This is a genomic window from Sphingomonas melonis (assembly GCF_013409985.1).
GTDB lineage: Bacteria > Pseudomonadota > Alphaproteobacteria > Sphingomonadales > Sphingomonadaceae > Sphingomonas > Sphingomonas melonis_A.
On sequence record NZ_JACCBY010000001.1, the window covers coordinates 411,349 to 433,259 of the forward strand.

A 21,911-nucleotide genomic window follows, 5' to 3' on the forward strand; every position below is an offset into this window, starting at 1 on the left:
AGGTGCATTCCATCAGCCGTCCGTGACCATGGGTCCTGCCCTTCGCCGGGATGACGGCGTCGGGGACGTTATCGCTTCTCCATCAGCGATTTGAGGTCCTGCAACGGGCTGTACGGACGGTGTTCGTCCTCGCTGATCACACCGGCGGCGCGCAGCACCGCTTCGGCATCGGGACTGCGCGGGAACGGATCGAGCGCGAGCGCCATCGTCTCCGCCGCCGCCTCGCCGAGGTCGACCGCGCCGCCCTCGATCTCGACGGTGTCGAGCGCGCCGGCGTCAAGTTCGACCTCCTCCTGATCGTCAAGCGCCTCGACGAACAGCAGCGCCACCGGCTCGTCGATCGTCGCGTTCAGCGGCGTGCCGGTGACCGAACACGCCTGGACCAGCGCGCCGGTGACCCGGCCGCGCACGGCGATTCCCGCCGCCTCGCGCTTCACCTTGAGCACCGCGTCGAGCCGCCCGACCGACAGCACGCCGAAGCGCACCGCCAGCGCCTGGCGCTCCGCCTCGGTCGCGGCGATCTGGATCTCCCGTTCGCCGGCGCCGATGGCGTCGAGTCGTTCGGGGCGGCTGAATTCGGGTGTCATGGCAGGTCTCCGGCGACGAGGCGGTCGAGCGGGGTGGTGGCGAGCGCGGCGTGCAGCGCGGTCAGGTCGCGCGCGACCTGCGCTAGCGCCGCCGGCGCGGGCGCCGTGCCGCGATAGAGGTTGCGGACCAGCGCCGGGGCGAGGTCGCCGGTGGCGAGCCCGTCGCGATACGCGCCGATACGGCCGCCGAGCATGCTCATCATCTTGCCGATATGCTTGCCGACGACGATGTCGCCGATGCCCATCTGACGCAACTGGCCGTCCATGTCGTCGACGAACCGCTCGGTCAGATGTGCCGACAGCGCCGCCGCCGCAGGCTCATGCTCCAGGCGCACCAGCACCAGCGCCAGCACCGCCGCGATCATGTCGAAACGGCCGTCGACCGTGTCCGGCACGGCGCCCGCCAGATACCAATGTTCGGCGCGCCCGCGCGTCACCACCGCATTGTAGAGCGGCAACGCCTCGTCGCGGCGTTCCCCGAACAATCGACCCCACCAGCCCAAATCACATCCTCACCATTCGCGCCAACATGGCCCCGGCGCTTGAAGCCCGCCCGTGCTTCGCATATCGAGGCGATCGGCGGGCGATGCAATCACATGCGCGCGGCTGCCGCTGGAGATAGTGATGAGCGTATCCTTTGCCCGTATCGGCCTCGGGCTGACCCTCGGGCTGACCGTCGCCATGGGCGCCTGCGCGCCGCTGCGGTCGCATCAGGGCTATATCATCGATGCCGACCTGGTGAATTCGGTGCAGCCGGGGGTCGACAATCGTCAGTCGGTGGCAAGCACCCTCGGCCAGCCGACGATCGCCAGCCAGTTCGCGCCGCAGGATTGGTATTATGTCGCTCGCGACAGCCGCAACCTCAACTTCCAGAAGCCCAAGGCCAAGGACCAGATCGCGCTAAAGATCAGCTTCGACGCCAATGGCACGGTCAAGTCGGTGACGCGCACCGGTCTCGAGCAGATCGCCAGCGTCGATCCCTATGGCAAGACGACCCCGACGCTGGGTCGCAAGCGCGGCTTCTTCGAGGATCTGTTCGGCAACATCGGCACGGTCGGTGCGGCGGGTGCGGGCGGCGGCGCGGGCCGCGGCACCGGTGGCGGGCGCGACACGCCGTAACCGTCCAGCACGTTGGCCGCGCCGCCTGCTACGCATCGGCGCGACCGTGCCGTGCTTGGACCGGCACTGATCCCGAAAGGGGAAAAGGGATCAGTGGCGAGTAACGCGCCGACCGGCGAATGGTTCGCCCGATTGTGTCCGTCCGGCGCAATTCTCGTGCGTGTCGGCGAACACCTCGGTCGCGACACGCTCCGGGCTGCTCAGCGGATCGTGAAGACGACCTGATCGACGACGCGGCCGGCGATATCGACCAGCCGCAGCCGGTGCTGCCCCGGGCCGGGGAGGATCAGCGGCGCGTGATCGGCGGGGCCGAGGTCGCGGCGGTCGAGCAGCACGCGATGCGCGGTCGCGGCGCCGCTGATCGCGATGCCGAGCCGCTGGCGGTCCATCGGAATATCGGGATCGAGCGCATAGACGCTGCCCGACACCGGATTGGTGATCCGCGGCCGGCGTGCCGCGGCAGGGGCGGCGGCGACCAGCGTCTGGGCGGTGCCGCGCAGGAAGTAATCGCGGCGCGGTTCCTCGATGCCGTCGGCGAAAGCGACGCGCGTCGCAGCGACGTCGACGGGGGCGGCGGGTTCGCGGCTTGGCCGGTGCGCGTGCAACGCCATCATCACGTCGCGCCAGACCGGCGCCGCGCCGCTGGTCCCGGACACCGCGCGCATCGGGTCGCCCTCGGCATTGCCGACCCAGACCGCGACGGTGAAGCGGTCGGAGAAGCCGACGCACCAATTGTCGCGCATCGCCTTGGACGTGCCCGTCTTCACCGCCGCCCAGAACGGCAGCCGCAGCGCCGAATCGAGCCCGAAGGTGGCGGCCCGCGCGTTGGGATCGGCGATGATATCGTCGACGATCCATGCCGCTGCGGGGGCGACGATCGCGCGCGGCGCCGCGGTCGGCTGGTCGCGGGTCAGGCGGAGCGCGCTCCAGCGGCCGAGGTTGGCGAGCGCGCGATAGGCGGCGGCCTGTTCGAGCAGCGTGACCTCGGCCGAGCCCAGCGCCAGCGAGAAGCCGTAATAGCCGCCATCCTCGACCAGGCCACGATAGCCGAGATCCCAGAGGCGGTCGCGGAAGGGCTCGACCCCGACCAGCAGCAAGGTGCGCACCGCGGGCACGTTGAGCGATCCCGCCAGTGCCGTGCGCGCCGACACCGGCCCCTTGAAGCCGCGATCGTAATTCTGCGGCACGTAGAGGCCCGACGCGGTGTCGAGCTGCACCGGCGAATCGTCGAGGATCGACGCGGCGGTGAGATAGCGACGCTCGATCGCCTGTGCGTAGAGGAAGGGTTTGAGCGTCGATCCGGCCTGGCGATAGGCGTTGGCATTGTCGACCGCGGGGGCGGTCGAGGCGCCGCCGATCCCGCCGACATAGGCGAGCACCTCGCCACTGGCATTGTCGACCACCACCACCGCGCCATCGCGGGCGCGGGTGCCGCCGAGGCCGAGCAATTGCCGGCGCAGCGCCGCCGCGGCGTAGCGCTGGATATCGGCGTCGAGCGTCGTGGCGACGCGCAGCCCCGGTCTGGTGAGCAGCCGGTCGGCGAGATGCGGCGCGAGGCCGGGATCGAGCGCGAGGCTGCGCGCCGGGCCGAGCGTCGCCGCGGCGAGCGCGGGGAAGCGGGCGCAGTCGCGCGTCGCGGCAAGCGCGCAGGCGCGGCGGGCGATCGTCGCGGCGTCGGCGCGCGGATCGGGGAGCAAAGCGGCGAGCAGCAGGCCGTCGTCGCGGGTCAGGCTGGCGGGGGTCTTGCCGAACAGGCCGAGCGCGGCGGCGCCGATCCCCTGCGCCTCGCCGCGATAGCCGGCGAGGTTGAGATAGGCTTCGAGGATCTGGTTCTTGCTCCAGCGCGATTCGAGCGCGCGGGCGGCGCGGAGCTGGCGGAGCTTGTCGCGCCAGCCGCGCGCGCCGGGGCGGGCGAGCGCGGGCGACAGGAAGGCGGCGAGCTGCATCGACAGCGTCGAGGCGCCGCGCGTCCGGCGACGGTCGAGCCGGTCGCGCGCGGCGGCGCCGAGTGCGATCCAGTCGATGCCGCCATGGTCGCGGAAGCGGTGATCCTCGGCGGCGACGATCGCATCGCGCGCGGCCGGTGCGACCGCGGCGAGCGGCGTCCAGGCGAGGCGGCGCGCGGCGAAGTCGACGCGGGCGCTGTCGATCAGCCGGCCATGGCGATCATAGAGCCACGCTTCGGACGGATGCCAGCGCGCGCGGACCTGCGCATAATCGGGGAGGGCGGGCGGACGGGTCGCATAGTCGATCGCGCCGCCAGCGACGGCGAGCGCGGCGACCAGCGCCATGACGCGGGGCGGGGTGAACAGGGTCACGGGCGGGTGGAGCGCATGGGAGGGGTTCGGGACCCGTCCACACGAGACCCGTCACCCCGGGCGTGTTCCGGGCTCCACGCCGCGGCGAGGAGAGGGGCTTGAGCCTTGAGCGTACCCTTGCGGCCCGGTGGACCCCGGAACACGTCCGGGGTGACGGGGGAGCGGGGTGGAGGTGCGGGCATCACCGGGGCGCCGTCACCTCTGCGCCACCACCACCGGCGCGTTGGGCAGCTGCGCGCGGATGCTGGGCGAATACATCGCCTCGATCCGCGTCGGCGGCAGGCTGAAGCGCCCCGCGCCGTTGAGCCGCACCGTATAGCTCACCGTGAAGCGACCGCGTGGCACCCAGGCGAAGAAGCCGCGCCAGCTGTCGTTGCCGCGCTCGACATAGGAGGGCTGGACGCCCGCCTCGCTGCCGCCGTCGCCCAGCATCTGCGACTGGTTGGCGAGATCGCCGATGATCGTTGCGCCGGCGGGGATCGGATCGTTGACCACCACCCAGTTGCGCTCGGCACTGGCATCGACGGTGATCGTCACGCGTACCACGTCGCCGCGGGTGAGCTGGCCCTTGGTGCGCACCTGTACCGGCGTGACGCTGCGGCTGGCGCGATAGCCGGCGAACAGCGGCGCCTTGAGCGGCACCGCGGCGCGCACCGACACCGTCGCCCAAGGTCCGTCGCCCCCGCTCTGGCGCAGCAGCAGCGGCGTCGACGCGGCGGGCAGCGGCAGGCTGATCGTGCGCGCCGTGGGGGCGAGCGGCCAGGCGCGCGAGACGCTGGTGCCGCCGAGCTGCACGTTCGTGGTGCCGGCGATCGCCTGCGCCGGATAGAGTTGCGCGAACTTGCGGACGGCGACGCTGCCCCAGGCGTTGGCGGTTGTCGTGTCCCAATGGCCGCGCGACTGACGCAAGGTGACGCCGACCATCATCTTCGCCGCCTCGTCCTGCCAGCCGGGGCGGCCGAGCGTCACCAGCAGCGCCTTGATCGACGCTTCGTCGCCCGACGACATCAGCCACCACGGCGAGCCCGCCGCATCGGAGAGGTCGAGCCGCGTGCCTTCGTAGACGAGGCGACTGCGCAGCACGGTCTCCGCCTGCGCCTTGAGGGCCGCGGCATTGGCGAGGGGGACGCGGTCGAGCGCGGCGATATAGTCGGCGAGCAAGGCGGTCGGCATGTCCTGCGCGGGCAGGCCGATCTGGCCGAGCATCGCCGGCGTCGCCGCCCCGGCGCGGGCCAGCGCGGCGAAGGCGACGACGCGCTGCTGGCGCGGATCACCATAGCTTTCGCGGCGGACGCGGCCGTCGAGCACCGCCTTCAGTCCTTCGATCATCCGTGCGCGCGGCGCGGCGGGCAGCGGCAGGCCGGCCTCGCTGGTCAGCGACAGGACATAGGCGGTGAGCGCCTCCGATCCGTCGAGCGACTCGCTCGGCCAGTAGCGCAGCAGCCCGTCCGATGCCTGATAGGTCGGGATCGCCCCGGCCAGCGTGGTCCAGCCGCGCGTGTCGCCGAGCGCGACGATCCGGCTCAATTGCTGCTCGAAGCAATTGTACGGATAGTCGGTCATATAGCGGCGCACCCCGGTGAGCGGCGGCGCGAGCGTGTCGGTCAGCTGGATGTCGACCGAGCCGCGGCCCGGGATCGCACCGGCGGGCGGCGCGACCGGCAGCGTCGTGTCGGCGACGCGGGTCAGCGCCGCCGCCCAGGTTTCGACCGGCACCGCGGTAATGACCTCCTGCGATGCGGTGATCGTGTCGACGGCCTTGCCGTCCTTGCTGCGCGCGGTGACCTGCCAGCGCAGCGTGCCGCTCGCCGGGGGCGCGGTGAGGTTCCAGGCGACCGGCACCGCCCCGCCCGCGGGGATGGTGACGGTGAGCGGCTTGCCCTGCGCGATGCGCGGCGACACCTCGACCGCGGCGGTGACGGTCATCGGCTTGTCGCTGCCGTTGCGCAGCGTGAAGCCGGCGGCATACCAGTCGCCGCTGCGCACCAGCGGCGGCAGGCCGGCGTAGAGCGACAGATCCTGCGCGGTACGGATCGCAGTGGTGCCGGTGCCGAACAGGCCGTCGCCGTCGGTGGCGATCGCGACCAGTTTGAACGAGGACAGGGCATCGGACAGCGGCACCGAAAGCCGCGCCCGGCCCTGTGCGTCGAGCGCGACATGGCCGCGCCACAGCAGCACCGGCTGGAAATTCTCGCGGTTGAGCGCCGCCGCGGCATCGCCGCCGCCGCCGCCCGCCTCGACCGCCTTGCGACCGTAATGGCGCTTGCCGACGACCTGCATCTGCGCGGTCGCGGTCAGCACCGACAGCGGACGCTCGCCCATCATCGCGGTCAGCACGTCCCAGCTGGGGTTGGGCGCGAGTTGCAACAATGCCTCGTCGACCGCGGCGAAGGCGACGTCGGCGCTTGCCGCAGGGCGGCCGTCGGGCCGGCGGACCTGCAATGCGACCTGCGCGGTGCCGCGCGGCGCAAAGCGTTCGCGATCCGCCTTCACGTCGACCGCGAGCGTATGACCTTCCCAGCCGACCTTAACCTTGGCGATGCCGAGGCGATAGGCGGGCTTGGACAGGTCGACCAGCGCGGTCGGTTCGGGGGCGGGTTCGGCGCGCACCAGCCCGAGCCTGGCGCCGATGCCGCGCAGCCAGCTCGTCCAGCCGCTCTCGATCCGCCCGCGCACGGCCATCACCGACACGTAGACATCGGGCGCATAGCTGCCGGGCATCGGCACCTCGACGACGGGATCGGTGCCGCTGAGTTCGGTGACGAAGCTGGACAGCACGCCCTCGCGCTCGACGGTGACCAGCGCGGTCGCGGAGCGGAACGGCATGCGCACCTGGAAGCGCGCAGTCTCGCCCGCCTTGTAGGTGGTGCGTTCGGGCACGACGTCCATCCGGTCGCCATTGTCGCCGCCGAACCACCAGGCGTCGTCGCCCGCCAGCCATACCGAGCGGACCGCGCGCGCGACATTGCCGTCGGCGTCGGCGGTGGTGGCGACGACATAGACCTCGCCCGACACGCCGGGATCGACGCTGCACTGCGCCAGGCCCTGTGCGTCGGTCGTCGCGGTGCAGGTCGCAGCGATCCGGGTCGTACGCATCTGATTGTCATAGGCGTAGAAACCGCCGATCAGCCGGCGCCGCGCGGTGAGGATCTGGCGGCTGTAGAGCGCGACCTCGATCTTCTGGTCCTTGAGCGGCTTGCCCGCGGTGTCGAGCGCGACGAAGCGCAGGCGCAGGTCGTCCTGCTTCATCAGCCAGCCGTCGGTCTTCACCCCGAGCTGCACCGCGGACGGATAGATCGGCACAGTGCGGCTGGCGGTGAGCACCTCGCCATTGGCGTCCTGATAATCCATCTCGACGCGCATGTCGGCCAGGCCGTCGAGCGCGGGCACGTCGACAGTGGTGCGCGCGGTGCCGCCGGCGCCGAGCGTGACGGGGAGCGTCTGGGTCGGCGGCAGCGATGTCGGCTGGTCGTCGCCCTCGCCGTCGAGCGGCTTGACGCCCTCCTCGATCTTCGCGCCGCCGAAGGTGAAGCCGTCATAGCCCTCGGGCGCGGCGGAGCGCGCGAACCAGCCGATGCGCACGTCGACCGGCAGATGGCCCGCGCCGCCGCCGGAGAGATAGCCGACGTACAGGTCGAGCGGCAGCGACTTGGGCCGGACCGCGGCGGTCTTCGGCCCCGATACGGTCGCCCGCATCGTCGGCAGCCTGTATTCGTCGACCTTGAACGACTGGTCGGTGTAGGTGACGTCGTCGCCGCGGACGATGCGCAGATCATAGTCGCCCATCGGCGCGCCCTGCGGCGCGGTCCAGCGCGTCTCGCCGATGCCGCGCGCGTCGATGGTCAGCGGCAGGTCGAATTCCGTGTCCGAGCCGCGGTGCGAGAGGCGCAGGGTGCCAGTGAAGCCCGTGGGAATTGTGAAGCCGCTGCCGTTGGGCCGGCGCATGATGTGCTTCATGTGGATCGTCTCGCCCTGGCGGACGAGCGCCCGGTCGAAGACGGTGTGGAAGATGTCCGCCGGCGCGGAATAGCCATAAGGCAGTTCGAAATCGGACGGGCGGATGCCCTCGCCCCAGCTGGTCAGCGCGAAGCTGAAATCGTCGCCGGCGCGCGCCGACACCATCAGCGGGTGCGACGAACTGGTTTCGCTGCAACTGCCGTAGGTTTCGGGTTCCGGCAGTCCGGCGGGGATCATCACGCCGCCGCTGCGATAGGTCGCGCCGCGGGCGATCGGCTTGCCGGTGCAGCTGTCGCTGATCTGGATGCTGGCGTTGGCCACGGGCTTGCCGGTGTCGAGCGCGGTCACCCAGACGAGGCTGCGCTCCCGCCCCCATTTGAAATGGACCGCCATGTTGGTGACGAGCGCGGCGCTGGCGACGTAGCGCGGCGCGTTGCGGCCGAGGAGTGAGCGGCCGAGCACCGGGCTGGCGAGTTCGACGACGTAGAAGCCGGGCTTGCCGAGCGGAATGCCGACGACCTCGAAGTCGCGCCCCTTGCCGGGCAGGCCGAGCTTCAGCCCCGCGCCCTGGCTGCCGAGGATCGAGCGGTCGCCGGTATGGTTGATCCGGCGCACGACCGCGTCGCCGCGCTTCACCTCCTCGATATTCTCTTCGTCGGCGGCATCGACGGTGCGCAGCCATTCGGCGACCGCGCCGTCGGAATCGGCGACCTTGAGCGTGCGGCCGCCGATGTTGAGGTTCTTGCCCTGCAACGCCGGCTCGACATTGCGCACGGTGACCGGCAGCACCCCGCCCTGCGCCGCCTCGAGGATGCCGAAGCCGGCGGCGAACTTGACCAGCGGTGGCGCGGCGTCGAAGCGCACGTCCAGCGGGAAGCGCTCGGCATTGGTGAGCGGGCGGCCGCTCTCGTCCTTGAGCGCGGCGGGCAGCGTCAGCTTCGCCGCGCTGTCATAGGGCAGCGGCGCCTTGAAGGTGATGTCGGCGATCGTCGCCTTCTTCTTGTCGTCGTCGTCGAAGGTCGGTGCGATCTGCTTGCCGTCGGCGAGCGTCAGCCGGATCTTGGCCGCCTCGCTCATCGGCACCGGCGCGGTGAAGCGGACATAGGCGGGCTGCACCGGGCTGCATCCCGCCTGCGGATTGGTGCGGCTGCATTCGAAGCGGGCGGCGAACGGCTTGCGTACGCTATAGTCGAAGCGTTGGTCGCTGCCGGCGAGCTTGCCCGAGGCGGAGGCGATGCTCTTCGGCCAGACGAGCGCGATGTCGCGGCCGGGGGGCAGGGCGCGGCGGCATTTCAGCGCGGTGATGCCGGCATAGAGCGCCTGGCGCTCGGCAGGTTTGGCGGGGATCGCTTCGGGCAGGCCGGCGCTTTCGAGGAAGCTGCGCACCGACCAGGTCTGCGTCCCCATCTCGCCGATCAGGCGGGCGGCGAGATCGGGGGCGAGCACGTCGACCGGGATCTTCTCGCCCAGCCCGTCGACGGCGCAATAGGCATTGGCGGCGACCGAGGCGCGCGTCGGTGCAACCGGCGCCGCGACGAGGAAGACCTGATCCTCCTCGATCGTGTCGCCATCGCCCGAAGGCAGGACCGCGAGCGCACGGGGGCCGCCGGCCTCGACGGTGAAGCGGGTACGGCCGCTCAGCGTATAGCCGGCCACGCTCTTGACGCCCTCGGCCGCCGTGAAGCTGCACGTCGTCTCGCCGCTCAGCGGGGCGGCGAAATCGAACACCCAGGTCTGCGTATCGACCCAGCGGCCGGTGCCGGCGCAAGCGGTGGTGAAGGGCGCGGCGGCGCGGGGATCGCCGAGCGGGACCATCGGCTGGTTGAAGCGGATCGTATAGCGTTCGATCGCGCCGCTGTTGCCGCCGCTGCCGGGCTGGGCGAGCACGACCTGTGGGCTGTTGTCGCCGAACGCCGCCACCGGCGCGAGCGCCAACGCCAGCACCGCCCACCGCATCGCCCTGCGCATCCGCCGTCTCCCCCCGTCGTCATCACAGGCTAGGCGCGTTGCCGGACCGAATCCAGCGGTGATCGATATGTCAGCGTAACGAGGGTGTTGAGCGTTTATAGCGAGTTGCACAATTCTCCTTGCCGACGACGTGTCCATATCGGATCATATGATCGGAAAGACGGGGCGGGGGTCTTGGATTTTTACACGATCGTCTTGGACGGTGCCGCACGCGAGTCGATCCTGTTCGCGGCGACCTGGTTGTTGATCGGCGGCATCGATGACCTGGGGGTTGACCTGTGCTTCCTCGGCAACCGGTTGACGCGGCGCAAACCTCGCGCGCTGGTGGAGGATCTGCCTGCCTCCGCCGTGCCGGAGTCATTTGCGGTCTTCGTCGCGGCGTGGCGGGAAGAGGCGGTGATCGGCGCGATGCTGGCGGCGGCGGTTGCGCGGCTCGATCATCCGGATTACCGTATCTATGTCGGCGTCTATCCCAACGATCCTGCGACGATCGCCGCGGTCGGGGACGCTGCCGCGAGGGATGCGCGCATCCGCCTGGTCATCGGCACGCGGGACGGGCCGACGACCAAGGCCGATTGCCTCAACACGATCTGGGCCCACCTGCAGCAGGAGGATGCCGCCACCGGACGCCGCACCACGGCAATCGTGATCCACGATGCCGAGGATGTCGTCCATCCCGCCGAACTGCGCGTGTTCGACGCGTTGCTGCGCACCTATGGTGTCGTGCAATTGCCCGTTCTGCCGCTGATCCGGCCGGGTTCGCTGGTGTCGGGCCATTATGCCGACGAATTCGCCTATGCGCATGGCGTGCAGCAGCCGGTGCGGGCGATGCTGGGCGCGCCGTTGCCGCTCGCCGGCACCGGTTGCGCGATCCGTACCGCGACGCTGGCGGCAATCGCCGCGGAGCGGGGTGGCGCGCCGTTCGACCCGTCGAGCCTGACCGAGGATTACGAACTGGGCCTCCACGTCGCGGCGCGTGGCGGCGGCGTGTGTTTCGCGCGGCTGCGGGACGCGCGGGACGGCAGCCTCGTCGCGGTGCGCGCCTATTTCCCGGAGACGCTGGTCGCCGCGATCCGCCAGAAGGCGCGGTGGATGACCGGTATCGCGCTCGCCGGCTGGGACCGGATCGGCTGGGGCGAGCCGGCGGCGTTCGCCGATCACTGGATGCGCATGCGCGACCGGCGGGCGCTTATCGCGGTGCTGGTAGTCGCCGTGGCCTATGCTGCGATCGGCCTGTGGCTGGTGACCGCGATGCTGCACTGGCTGGGCGGCCTTCCGGATGCGGGGCCGCATCTTGCCGGTTGGCTGTGGTCGACAACGACACTGCTGCTCGGCTGGCGGCTGTCGGCACGGATCGTGTGTACGGGGCGCGCGTATGGCTGGCGCGAGGCCTGTTTGTCGCTGCCGCGGTTCATCGTCGGCAATGTCATCGCGTTGCTCGCCACGCCACTGGCGTTGCGCCGGTACGCGCAATTCCTGCGCGGGGACGCGCCCGTCTGGGACAAGACGGTCCATGCCTTTCCCGACGCTGCCGCATTGGGATGAAGGTCAGCCGGCCCTTCCGGTTCCTGATGCTGGTACTTGGAGTGTGGACGGGAATGCGGGTGACGGACGTGTGGCGGCGCGGCATGGTCGAGCAGCGGTCGCGGGTGGCGCTGCGCGTCGAGGATCGGCATGTGGCTCGCCCTCCACGCCGGGGTTCGCCTCTGGCGAGGGCCGCCGTGCCGCAGCGGGTCGCGCGTTCGATGGCGTCCCAAGAGAGCGAAAGTCCCCCACCGCACGTCAGCGCCCGACGTCTTTCAACTGCCGGCGTCGCGGTCGGGCGGGAGGTCGGAATCAGCGGCCCAGTCGGTCGGCCGGCGGGTAAGTTCGCTCTCGCCGTGCTGCCGCCGCTGCCGCCCGAGCCGCCCGTCGTGCCCGATACGCCCATCGTGCCCGTCACACGTCTCGCAAGGGTCGCCATACCGCCGCCTGCGGGGCCGCGGCTCGCCGGCAGTGGCTGGCTGATCGTCCGCGGCGGTGCCACCTCGCGCGTGCCGGCCAGCCAGCTCGGCGGCTCGCAGGCAGGACTGCGGCTGACCTATCCGGTGGACGATAGGCGCCGCATCGCGCTGTCGGCGCGGGCATCGGCACCGCTGGAAGGGCGGGGCAGCGAACTCGCGATAGGGCTCGACTGGCAACCGACGCGACTGCCGGTCCATGTCCTCGCCGAACAGCGGCTCGCGATCGATGGCGGGGCGAGCGGGCCGATGATCGCGATGGTCGGCGGCTTCGGCCGGGGCGCAGGTGCGCACCGCCTCGATCTCGAAGGCTATGGCCAGGCCGGCTTCGTCGCGCGGCGCGACGGCGGTGGTTTCGTCGATGGCGCGCTGCGTGTGACGCATCTGCTCGGAACGATCCACGGCGTGGCGGTTGGCGCCGGCGCCGGCATGTGGGGCGGCATGCAGCGCGGTGCCAGCCGTCTCGACGTCGGGCCGACGATCGGGTTTGCACTCCCTCTCACCCCCCGCATCCGGCTGGCCGCTGACTGGCGGCAACGGATCGCAGGCCGGTCGCGACCGGGCTCCGGCCCGGCTTTGTCGCTCGGCACCGGTTGGTGACGGCTGGTCCGCGGCGGAGAGCGGCGTATAAAGCCCGCCGTGGACGTCTATCTCCCCATCGCCAATCTGTCGGTCAACGCGCTGGTCATCGTGCTGCTCGGCGGCGGCGTCGGGCTGCTGTCGGGCATGTTCGGCGTCGGCGGCGGCTTCCTGACGACGCCGCTGCTGATCATCTACGGCATTCCGCCGACCGTCGCCGCTGCCTCCTCGGCGAGCCAGGTCACCGGCGCCAGCGTCTCGGGCGTGGTCGCGCATTTCCACCGACGCGGCGTGGATATCAAGATGGGCGGGGTGCTGGTCGCCGGCGGTATCGTCGGCAGTTTCGCCGGCGCGTGGATCTTCCGCCTGCTGCAGGCAAGCGGCCAGATCGATACGGTGATCGGCGTCGTCTATGTCGTGATGCTCGGCTCGATCGGCACGCTGATGGCGCGCGAATCGATCGGCGCGATCGGCGTGGCACGCGGGCGCAGGCCGGTGAAGCCGCGCAAGCGCCGCCACCATCCGCTGGTCGCCGCGCTGCCGCTGCGCACCCGCTTCTACGCCTCCGGCCTCTACATCTCGCCGCTCGCGCCGCTGCTGCTCGGCTTCGGCACCGGTATCCTCACCATCCTGCTCGGCATCGGCGGCGGCTTCATCCTGGTGCCGGCGATGATCTACCTGCTCGGCATGGCGACCAGCGTCGTCGTCGGCACCTCGCTGTTCCAGACGCTGTTCGTCACCGCGGTGGCGACGATGGTGCACGCGCTGACCACCAAGGCGGTCGATATCGTGCTCGCCGGCCTGCTGCTGATCGGCTCGGTGATCGGCGCCCAGCTCGGCGCGCGGTTCGCGACCAAGGTGAAGCCGGAATATCTCCGCCTCGCGCTGGCGATCATGGTGCTGCTCGTCGGCCTGCGCATCCTGCTCGGCCTCGTCTGGCGGCCGGAGGAGATCTTCACGGTCGAGCTGACGTGACGCGCCGGCTGCTCCTGCTGCTCGCGCCGCTGCTGATGGCGCAGGCGCCCAAGCCGGTGCTGGTCCCCGACGTGTCGCAGCGCGATATCGAGATCGCCTACAGCTTTACCGGTGCCGAGCTGCTGCTGTTCGGCGCCATCCTCTATCCCGGCGGGCGGCTGCCCCGGGGCGAGGCGCGCACCGACATCGTCGTCGTGGTCAAGGGGCCGACCCAGCCGGTGCTGGTCCGCGAGAAGAAGAAGGTCGCCGGCATCTGGGTCAATGCCGAGCATCAGCGCTACAGTTCGGTGCCGAGCTTCTATGCGCTCGCCTCGTCGCGGCCGATCCAGCAGATCGTCGACGAGCGCACCCGCGCGATCTACGAACTGGGGCTCGACAGCCTGCAATTGTCGCCCGGCTCGAACACCGCCAGCGCGGTCGAGCATCGCTTCCAGCGCGGGCTGGTCGATCTCAAGCGTCGCGCCGGCCTGTATCTCGAGGCGCCGCATGCGGTCGAGATCACCGAGGGCGTGCTGTACCGCGCGCGGCTGACCATCCCCGCGCGCGTGCCGGTCGGGCGGTTCACCGCCGAAACCTTCCTGATCCGCGACGGCCGCGTGCTTGCCGCCGCGGTGCGTGAGATCGACATCCGCAAATCGGGGTTCGAGCGCTTCGTCGCGCGTGCCGCCGAGCGCCAGTCGCTCCTCTACGGCCTTGCCGCGGTGGCGCTCTCCGTCGGCCTGGGCCTTGCCGCCGGCTGGATCGCGCGGCGCATTTAATTCCGCGATGACGGTATCTTAACGGCTCGCCTCTAGCCGCAGCGAGACGATGAGGAAGCTGCCGCAATGACCGAGATGCCCGGATCGAGCGTGTTCGCGGGCGCGATGCCCCTGGTTGCCGCGGCGGCGGCGCAGCCGGGCGCGGGGCCGCTCCCGATCGGCTGCGTGGTCGCGGTCGCCGGCGGCGGCAGCCGCGTGCTGTTCGACCGCAACGCGCTCGAACTGGCGGCGCAGGATGGTGACCCGGTGGTCGCCACCGCCGGCCAGGTCGGCGGCCAGATCAAGATGCGCGTCGGCGGTGCCTGGCTGATCGCCAACGTCCGCAGCCTGGTGCTGGACGGCGCGGCCAGCGACTGGGTTGCCGCCGACATCGACTTCTTGGGCGAGGGCGACGAGGAGCGGCTGACCGGCAGGCTCTATCATTTCCGCCGCGGCGTGACGCGCTATCCCATCCCCGGCTGCGACGTCTTCGCGATCACGACGCGCGACCTCGAACAGATCTATTCCGCCGCCGACCAGCCGCATATCAAGGTCGGCACCGTCTACCCGACCCGCGACGTCCAAGCCTCGCTCTACGTCGATGCGATGCTCGGCAAGCATTTCGCCCTGGTCGGCTCGACCGGCACCGGCAAGTCGACCGCGGCGGCGCTGATCCTCCACCGCATCTGCGCGCTGGCGCCGCAGGGCCATGTCGTGATGATCGATCCGCACGGCGAATATGCCGCGGCGTTCCGCGGCAACGGCGCGATCTACGACGTCAACAATCTCGCCATGCCCTATTGGCTGATGAACCTCGAGGAGCATTGCGAGGTCTTCGTCACCGCGAGCGCAGCCGATCGCCAGACCGACAGCGACATCCTCGCCAAATGCCTGCTGATGGCGCGCGCCAAGAACCGGCTGGGGCAGGAGATCGCCAAGCTGACCGTCGACGCGCCGATCCCCTATCTGCTCAGCGACCTCACCGGCATCATCAACGCCGAAATGGGCAAGATGGACCGCGCCGGCGATACCTCGCCCTATCTGCGGCTCAAGGCGAAGATCGACGAGATCAAGGCCGATCCGCGCTACAGCTTCATGTTCTCGGGCATGCTGGTCGCGGACACGATGGCGGATTTCCTCGCGCGCATCTTCCGCATGCCGGGCGACGGCAAGCCGATCTCGATCATCGACGTGTCGGGCGTGCCATCGGAGATCACGTCGGTGGTCGTCGCGGTGCTGAGCCGGATGACGTTCGACTTCGCGATCTGGTCGCGCAACGAGCCGCAGCGGCCGATCCTGCTCGTCTGCGAGGAGGCGCACCGCTACATCCCGAGCAGCGCGCGCGACGAGGCGCGCAACGCCTCGGTCGGGCGCATCCTCGGCCGGATCGCCAAGGAAGGGCGCAAATATGGCGTCAGCCTGGGGCTGATCACGCAGCGGCCGTCCGATCTCGAGGAGGGCGTGCTGTCGCAATGCGGCACGATCATCGCGATGCGGCTCAACAACGAGCGCGACCAGGCGTTCGTCCGCGCGGCGATGCCGGAGGGCGCGCGCGGTTTCCTCGATGCGATCCCCGCGCTGCGCAACCGCGAATGCGTCATCTGCGGCGAGGGCGTCGCGGTGCCGATCCGGGTGAGCTTCGATACGCTCGACGACGGCAAGCGGCCGGCCTCGGGCGATCCGATCTTCTCGGCGCTGTGGCGCGATGCCGGCGGCGAGGAATCGATCATCCAGCGCACCATCCTGCGCTGGCGCGCGCAGGGGCGGTAACCGCGCCTTCCTCCCCCTGGCGGGGGGAGGCATTCAGCTGTGTCCGGGCTTTACCGCCAGCAGCGCCGCGACGCGCGCCTTGAAGCGGCGCAGGTCCTCGCCCGACAGCGCCTGCACGCTGGCGAAGGAGATCGAGCGCGGGTTGATCGTCTGGCCGTTGCGCCAAACCTCCCAATGGAGGTGCGGGCCGGTCGACATGCCGGTCGAGCCGACATAGCCGATCACCTGTCCCTGCCGGACGTGCTGGCCGCGCGCCACCGCGATGCGGCTCATATGGCCGTAGCCGCTCGCCAGCCCGCCGCCATGGACGAGCTTGACGAAATTGCCATAACCGCCCGACCGGCCGGCGCCCTGCACGACTCCGTCGAGCGCGGCGAAGATCGGCGCCCCATAGGGCGCGCCGATATCGAGCCCCTTGTGCATCTTGAGATAACCGAGCAGCGGATGCATGCGATAGCCGAACGACGAGGTGATCCGCCCCGCCACCGGCATGCCCATGAACCCGCGACGCTCGCTCTGGCCGTGGGCATCGAACCAGGCCGGCTTGCCGCCGTCGTCCCAGCGTACGAGCTGCACGGTGCGGCGGCCCTGGTCGATCCCGGCGTAGAGCAGATCGCCGAGCCGGACCTCGCCGGTGGCGGCCCGCTGCTGCTCCACGATCAGGTCGAAGCCGTCGGCGGCGGTGATGTCGCGGCCGATCGACAGGCGGGTGGCGAGCGCCTTGATATAGCTTTCGACGACGCGCGCCGGGGCGCCGGCGGCGCGCGCCGAGCGGTAGAGGCTGGAGCCGACGAGGCCCTGGATGCGCAAGGGCGTGCTGTCGACCGCGATCGGTTTGCGCGTCATGACGAGGCCGCCGGCGCTGCGGTCGAGGCTGAGCGCGAGGTCGAAGCGCGCGCGCAACGCCAGCTTGTCGAGCGGGCGCGCCACTGTCTTGGCTGGGCGGCGGCCGAGCGTCAGCGCGATCCGCGTACCCGGCTGGATGTCGCCGAGCGTCACCGCCTGCGCGACGAGCCCGGCGGCGGCGCGCGCATCGCCGCGGCCGACGCCGGCGCGCATCAGCACATGGTCGAAGTCGTCGCCCTCGCCGAGCGTCGCGTTGAGTTCGACGACCGGCCGTTCCGGTGCCTCGGCGAGCGGTGCGACGAGGTCGTTCGCCGCCATCCGCCGCCCGGTGTCGCCGCCCCAGGCGAGCGGCGCGATCGCCTGCGCGCGATTCTCCTCGAACGCCGCGCCGTCGAGCGGTGCGGGGGTGGCGCCGGTCAGCGGCGGGATACCGGGCGCGAGCGCCCAGACCGCGCCGATCAGCGTGCCGAAGGTGGCGAGCCCGCGCCACCAGTCGCGGCTGCCGATCCGCACGCCGAGATCGGGTGCCCAGTCGAGCGCGCGCAGCTGCTCCATCCGCCCGCGCTGGCGCGGCACGGCCAAGGCGCGCCCGAACGGTCGTGCGGCGGTGCCGCCGGCGAGATCGAAACCCTGATCGGTGCGCAGGAACACGCGGGAAAGCGCCTCATCGTGGAGCGTGGACGGTTGCCGATCACCCGGCGCCGTGTGGCCGCACTGTGGGGGGCAAAGTCTAAAGTCAAATTAACCGGGGCCCCGGGTGCGGTGGACGGGTTTGCCGCTGCGGTGGTTCGGCGCGCTACCCGATCCACGGCTTCGTCCCGGACTCGGTCCGGGGTCCGCCGGGCGGCTGGGGGAAGCGCTTGATGCGCAAGCTGCTTTCCTCGCCGCGGAGCAGAACCCCGGAACGAGTCCGGGGTGACAGGGGATTTGAGGGAAGGCTTCGCCCCGCTTGCTTTGCCTCATTGCACGATCGCCCGCGACACCCGATGTTGCGGCGTATGAAAGCGGCGGTCACCGCGGTCCTCGGGCCGACCAACACGGGCAAGACCCATCTCGCCGTCGAGCGGATGTGCGCGCATTCGAGCGGGATCATGGGCTTTCCGCTCCGCCTGCTGGCGCGCGAGGTCTATGACCGCGTCGTCAAGCTGAAGGGCGCGGACAGCGTCGCGCTCGTCACCGGCGAAGAGAAGATCGTGCCGCCCAATGCACGCTGGCATCTGTGCACGGTCGAATCGATGCCCGAACATGACGCCGCCTTCGTCGCGCTCGACGAGGCGCAACTCGGCACCGATGCCGAGCGCGGCCATGTCTTCACCGACCGGCTGTTGCGCCGGCGCGGGCGCGAGGAGACGATGATCCTCGGCTCCGAGGCGCTGCGGCCGATGGTGCGCGCGCTGGTGCCCGATGCCGAGATCATCGTCCGGCCGCGCTTCTCCAAGCTGACCTATGCGGGGGCCAAGAAGATCAGCCGGCTGCCCAAACGCTCGGCGATCGTCGCATTCAGCGCCGAGGAGGTCTATGCCGTCGCCGAGATGCTGCGGCGGGTGCGCGGCGGCGCGGCGGTGGTGATGGGCGCGCTGTCCCCGCGCACCCGCAATGCACAGGTGGCGATGTTCCAGGCGGGCGAGGTCGATTATCTCGTCGCCACCGATGCGATCGGCATGGGGCTCAACATGGACGTCGCGCATGTCGCCTTCGCGGGCTTGAGCAAGTTCGACGGGCGCCGCAGCCGCCGGCTGACGGTGGCGGAGATGGCGCAGATCGCCGGCCGCGCCGGCCGCCACCAGCGCGACGGCACCTTCGGCGGCGTCACCGAGGAGGGGCCGGGCGCGTTCCTGCCCGAGGAGGTGTTCGCGATCGAGGAGCACCGCTTCCCGCGCATCGAACAGCTCTATTGGCGCAACGGCGAGCCCGATTACGCCAGCGTCGACGCGCTGATCGCCAGCCTTGAGCGGCGCCCGGAACCCGGCGTGCTGCTCGCCGCGCCGCAATCGACCGACCTCGCCGTGCTCAAGCGGCTCGCCGACGAGCCATGGGTGCGCGAGCGTGCGCGGCATCCGGCGATGGTCAAGCGGCTGTGGGCGGCGTGCGGCCTGCCCGATTTCCGCAAGCTCGGGCTCGATCCGCATACCCGCTTCGTCAGCCGCATCTTCGGCTATCTCAGCGAGGGGCGCGGCGTCGTGCCCAACCAATGGTTCGCGGACGAGGTGACGCGGCTCGACACGATCGCCGGCGATGTCGAGACGATCGCCGGACGGATCGCCGCGATCCGCAGCTGGGCCTATATCGCGCAGCGGCCCGATTGGCTCGCCGACCCCGCCGCCGGCGCCGAGCGCACCAAGATGATCGAGGAGCGATTGTCCGACGGCCTCCACGCCAGCCTGACCCAGCGCTTCGTCGACAAGCGCACCACCGCGCTGATCCGCCAGATCGGCGCCGACGCCTCGCTGCTGCCGGTGGTGATCGGACCGGAGGGCGAGGTGCTGGTCGAGGATCATCCGATCGGGCGGCTCGACGGCTTCCGCTTCACCGTCGATCCCGCGGCGCGCGCGACCGACCGACGGCTGCTGCTCGCCGCGGCAGAGAAGCATCTCAGCGGCGAACGGCGTCGGCGCGGCGAGGCGCTGGTCGCGGCGGAGGATGCCGCCTTCACGCTGGTCGAAGAGGCGATCGTCTGGAACGGCCATGTCGTCGCGCGGCTGACGCCGGGGCCGTCGCTCGCCCGGCCGCAGCTCAAGCTCGACCGCGACCTCGACTGTCTCGCCAAGCCGCAGCGCGAGGCGGTGGCGGCGCGGGTCGCCACGTGGTTCGCGGCGATGCTCGGTCGGCATCTGCCCGCGCTGGTCGCTCTCGCCGATGCGGCGCGCGATCCGCAGGCGACGCCGGCGCTGCGCGTCGTCGCGGGCGAGCTGGAGGCGGCGGGCGGGCTGGTGCCGCGACTGGCGCTGCACGAGCCGCTCGACGCGCTCGGGCAGGACGAGCGCAAGCGGTTGCGCCGGATCGGCATCACCATCGGCGCGCTCGACCTGTTCGACGCGCGGCTGCTCAAGCCCGGTGCGGCGCGCTGGCGGCAGGCGCTGCTCGGCGTGCGCGGCAAGGTCGGCGTGCTGCCGCGCGAGGGTGCGACGGTGTTGCCGCGCGGCGTGCCGGGGGCGCAGCTCGCCACCGGCTTCCGTCCGCTCGCCGCACAGGCGGTGCGCGTCGATCTGGTCGAGCGGATCGCGCGCGCCGCGCATGACGCGCGACAGGGGCGCAAGCCGTTCGCGCCCGATCCGGCGCTCGCCACCTCGATGGGGATCACGGCGCCGACGCTGGAGCGGCTGATGACCGAACTCGGCTTCCGCACCGTACGCGGCGAGGGGGAGGGCGAGGCCCCGGCCTGGGTGTGGCGCGGCCGCCGGCCGCCGCAGCGCGCCGAGCGGCCGGTAGCGTCGCCGACCGGCGCCTTCGCCGCACTGGCGGCATGGAGCGGCCATGGCTGACAGCATGCGGATCGATATGTTCCTGTGGTTCGTCCGGCTCGCCAAGACGCGCAGCCTCGCCCAGGACCTCGCGTGCGATGGCCGGTTGCGCATCGACGGGCGGCGGATCGAGCGCAGCGCGGCGCCGGTGCGCGTCGGCAATATCCTCACCTTCGCGCTCCACGATCGGGTCCGCGTCTTGCGCGTCGAGGCGCTGCCGACGCGGCGCGGACCGGCACCCGAGGCGCAGGGCTGTTACCAGGAGCTCGTTGCAAACGTGTCGCAACCGAACGGCTTCGATTGACGCGGGGGGGAACGCGGCATAGCAGCCTCGCGTTCATACCCGGCTTTTCCCGAGCCGACGCATAAGGCCGCAAGGAACCAGAATGACCTACGTCGTCACCGATGCCTGCATCCGCTGCAAGTATATGGACTGCGTCGAGGTGTGTCCGGTCGACTGCTTCTACGAAGGCGAGAACATGCTCGTCATCAATCCGAGCGAATGTATCGACTGCGGCGTGTGCGAGCCTGAATGCCCGGCCGAGGCGATCCTGCCCGATACCGAAAGCGGGCTGGAGCAATGGCTAGAGCTCAACACGACCTTCTCGGCGCAATGGCCCAACGTCACGCGCAAGCTCGACCAGACGCCGCCCGATGCGGATGCGATGAAGGGCGTCGAGAACAAATATGAGAAGTTCTTCTCGCCGGAGCCGGGCGCAGGCGACTGAGCCTTCGCGCTAAGCGTCGGAAACGCGCGGATCGGTACGGCCAACCGCGCCGGCCGGCCCGAATCGGGTGCGATCCTTGCCGGTAAGTCAGCCCAACTGGCTTATCCACGCTGGTAATTTTGTTGCGACTGTGTTAAAAGTGTCCATGACGGGCATGATGAGTCCTGTCCGTCAGGAGACACTCGTACCAACCATCCTCGCCGTCCGGACCGCGGATACCCGCCCCGGACGACCCTCGCGACGGATGCGATCCAGAAAGGCCCGTTCATGGCTGCCAAGGCATTGTCCTTCGATGTCGGTGATTACGTTGTTTATCCGAAGCATGGCGTCGGCCGTGTGATCGAGCTGCAGAAGCAGGAGATCGCTGGTTGCAGCCTGGAGCTGTACGTGCTGCGCTTCGAGAAGGAGCGGATGACGCTCCGCGTCCCCACCAACAAGGCCGAATCGGTCGGTATGCGCAAGCTCTCGTCGGACAAGACGATGCGCGAGGCGATGGAAACGCTCAAGGGCAAACCCAAGGTGAAGCGCACCATGTGGTCGCGCCGCGCGCAGGAATATGAGGCGAAGATCAACTCGGGCGACCTTGCGTCGATCGCCGAAGTGGTCCGCGACCTGTTCCGCGCCGACGATCAGCCCGAACAGAGCTATTCCGAGCGGCAGATCTTCGAAGCGGCGTGCAGCCGCCTCGCCCGCGAACTCGCCGCGATGGAAGAGGTCGACGAGCCCAAGGCGCAGGAGAAGATCCTCGACATCCTCCGCGCCGCTGCGGCGATCTACAACAAGGAGAAGGTGCCGGCGTAAGCCGCGCCCCTTCGGCGATCCAAGAGGGCGGTCCCGCGGGGCCGCCCTTTTTCTTTGGCGTTGCC

15 protein-coding genes are annotated in these 21,911 nt (G+C 70.5%); 10 read left to right on the forward strand and 5 right to left on the reverse strand.

What is annotated here, in order from left to right; all coding sequences use genetic code 11:
- Window positions 1–68 precede the first annotated feature (68 nt).
- Together HD841_RS02050 and HD841_RS02055 are read right to left on the reverse strand one after the other, a co-directional pair.
- Window positions 69–587: a DUF177 domain-containing protein gene (locus tag HD841_RS02050; RefSeq protein ID WP_179507217.1), complete on the reverse strand. Its 519-nt coding sequence runs from the start codon at window positions 585–587 to the stop codon at window positions 69–71.
- The gene (locus tag HD841_RS02055) at window positions 584–1,072 is read right to left on the reverse strand and encodes a ubiquinol-cytochrome C chaperone family protein (RefSeq protein WP_179507218.1); all 489 of its coding nucleotides are present in this window, start codon (window positions 1,070–1,072) and stop codon (window positions 584–586) included. Before HD841_RS02055 ends, HD841_RS02050 begins: the two co-directional genes overlap by 4 nt.
- Before the next feature lie 139 nt (window positions 1,073–1,211).
- Here HD841_RS02055 and HD841_RS02060 point away from each other — a divergent pair, with 139 nt between their 5' ends.
- Window positions 1,212–1,706 (forward strand): outer membrane protein assembly factor BamE, encoded by a 495-nt coding sequence (locus HD841_RS02060; RefSeq protein WP_179507219.1) that lies wholly within the window; start codon window positions 1,212–1,214, stop codon window positions 1,704–1,706.
- Between the two features lie 200 nt (window positions 1,707–1,906).
- Here the strand turns inward: HD841_RS02060 and pbpC are convergent, their stop codons facing one another.
- Entirely contained in the window at window positions 1,907–3,997 is a 2,091-nt protein-coding gene (gene pbpC, locus HD841_RS02065) for a penicillin-binding protein 1C (RefSeq protein ID WP_179508059.1), read from the reverse strand.
- Between the two features lie 222 nt (window positions 3,998–4,219).
- Window positions 4,220–9,949, reverse strand: a complete 5,730-nt coding sequence (locus tag HD841_RS02070; RefSeq protein ID WP_179507220.1) for an alpha-2-macroglobulin family protein — start codon at window positions 9,947–9,949, stop codon at window positions 4,220–4,222.
- Window positions 9,950–10,123: 174 nt separating this feature from the next.
- Between HD841_RS02070 and HD841_RS02075 the strand changes: the two genes are divergently transcribed.
- The 5 genes from HD841_RS02075 (at window position 10,124) to HD841_RS02095 (ending at window position 16,010) form a co-directional block, all read left to right on the forward strand.
- The gene (locus HD841_RS02075; RefSeq protein WP_179507221.1) at window positions 10,124–11,494 is read left to right on the forward strand and encodes a glycosyl transferase family protein; all 1,371 of its coding nucleotides are present in this window, start codon (window positions 10,124–10,126) and stop codon (window positions 11,492–11,494) included.
- Window positions 11,495–11,880: 386 nt separating this feature from the next.
- Window positions 11,881–12,549 (forward strand): hypothetical protein, encoded by a 669-nt coding sequence (locus tag HD841_RS02080; protein ID WP_179507222.1) that lies wholly within the window; start codon window positions 11,881–11,883, stop codon window positions 12,547–12,549.
- 39 nt (window positions 12,550–12,588) lie between these two features.
- Window positions 12,589–13,503 carry a sulfite exporter TauE/SafE family protein gene (locus HD841_RS02085; RefSeq protein ID WP_179507223.1) on the forward strand — a complete coding sequence of 305 codons (915 nt, stop codon included), beginning with the start codon at window positions 12,589–12,591 and terminating at the stop codon, window positions 13,501–13,503.
- A gap of 35 nt (window positions 13,504–13,538) precedes the next feature.
- A complete protein-coding gene (locus tag HD841_RS02090; RefSeq protein ID WP_179508060.1) occupies window positions 13,539–14,261 on the forward strand; it encodes a TIGR02186 family protein in 723 nt (240 codons plus the stop codon).
- Window positions 14,262–14,327: 66 nt separating this feature from the next.
- A complete protein-coding gene (locus tag HD841_RS02095; protein ID WP_179507224.1) occupies window positions 14,328–16,010 on the forward strand; it encodes an ATP-binding protein in 1,683 nt (560 codons plus the stop codon).
- 33 nt (window positions 16,011–16,043) lie between these two features.
- Here HD841_RS02095 and HD841_RS02100 read toward each other — a convergent pair whose 3' ends face one another.
- Window positions 16,044–17,507 (reverse strand): M23 family metallopeptidase, encoded by a 1,464-nt coding sequence (locus HD841_RS02100; protein WP_179507225.1) that lies wholly within the window; start codon window positions 17,505–17,507, stop codon window positions 16,044–16,046.
- Window positions 17,508–17,842: 335 nt separating this feature from the next.
- Here HD841_RS02100 and HD841_RS02105 point away from each other — a divergent pair, with 335 nt between their 5' ends.
- The 4 genes from HD841_RS02105 to HD841_RS02120 all read left to right on the forward strand — a co-directional run bounded on the left by HD841_RS02105 (window position 17,843) and on the right by HD841_RS02120 (window position 21,846).
- On the forward strand, window positions 17,843–20,338 hold the full coding sequence (locus HD841_RS02105; protein WP_373562911.1) for a helicase-related protein: 2,496 nt from the start codon (window positions 17,843–17,845) through the stop codon (window positions 20,336–20,338).
- On the forward strand, window positions 20,331–20,621 hold the full coding sequence (locus tag HD841_RS02110; RefSeq protein ID WP_179507227.1) for an RNA-binding S4 domain-containing protein: 291 nt from the start codon (window positions 20,331–20,333) through the stop codon (window positions 20,619–20,621). The genes HD841_RS02105 and HD841_RS02110 overlap by 8 nt, the downstream gene beginning before the upstream one ends.
- A gap of 82 nt (window positions 20,622–20,703) precedes the next feature.
- The gene (gene fdxA / locus HD841_RS02115) at window positions 20,704–21,045 is read left to right on the forward strand and encodes a ferredoxin FdxA (RefSeq protein WP_179507228.1); all 342 of its coding nucleotides are present in this window, start codon (window positions 20,704–20,706) and stop codon (window positions 21,043–21,045) included.
- A gap of 267 nt (window positions 21,046–21,312) precedes the next feature.
- Entirely contained in the window at window positions 21,313–21,846 is a 534-nt protein-coding gene (locus HD841_RS02120; RefSeq protein WP_179507229.1) for a CarD family transcriptional regulator, read from the forward strand.
- The last annotated feature ends 65 nt before the right edge of the window (window positions 21,847–21,911 follow it).

What these genes read in the sequence shown, in the direction of transcription:
- HD841_RS02050 (WP_179507217.1), bottom strand. Translation starts at nt 587, where the DNA reads ATGACACCCGAATTCAGCCGCCCCGAACGACTCGACGCCATCGGCGCC.
- HD841_RS02060 (WP_179507219.1), top strand. Translation starts at nt 1,212, where the DNA reads ATGAGCGTATCCTTTGCCCGTATCGGCCTCGGGCTGACCCTCGGGCTG.
- pbpC (WP_179508059.1), bottom strand. Translation starts at nt 3,997, where the DNA reads ATGGCGCTGGTCGCCGCGCTCGCCGTCGCTGGCGGCGCGATCGACTAT.
- HD841_RS02070 (WP_179507220.1), bottom strand. Translation starts at nt 9,949, where the DNA reads ATGCGCAGGGCGATGCGGTGGGCGGTGCTGGCGTTGGCGCTCGCGCCG.
- HD841_RS02090 (WP_179508060.1), top strand. Translation starts at nt 13,539, where the DNA reads ATGGCGCAGGCGCCCAAGCCGGTGCTGGTCCCCGACGTGTCGCAGCGC.
- HD841_RS02095 (WP_179507224.1), top strand. Translation starts at nt 14,328, where the DNA reads ATGACCGAGATGCCCGGATCGAGCGTGTTCGCGGGCGCGATGCCCCTG.
- HD841_RS02105 (WP_373562911.1), top strand. Translation starts at nt 17,843, where the DNA reads ATGTTGCGGCGTATGAAAGCGGCGGTCACCGCGGTCCTCGGGCCGACC.
- HD841_RS02110 (WP_179507227.1), top strand. Translation starts at nt 20,331, where the DNA reads ATGGCTGACAGCATGCGGATCGATATGTTCCTGTGGTTCGTCCGGCTC.
- fdxA (WP_179507228.1), top strand. Translation starts at nt 20,704, where the DNA reads ATGACCTACGTCGTCACCGATGCCTGCATCCGCTGCAAGTATATGGAC.
- HD841_RS02120 (WP_179507229.1), top strand. Translation starts at nt 21,313, where the DNA reads ATGGCTGCCAAGGCATTGTCCTTCGATGTCGGTGATTACGTTGTTTAT.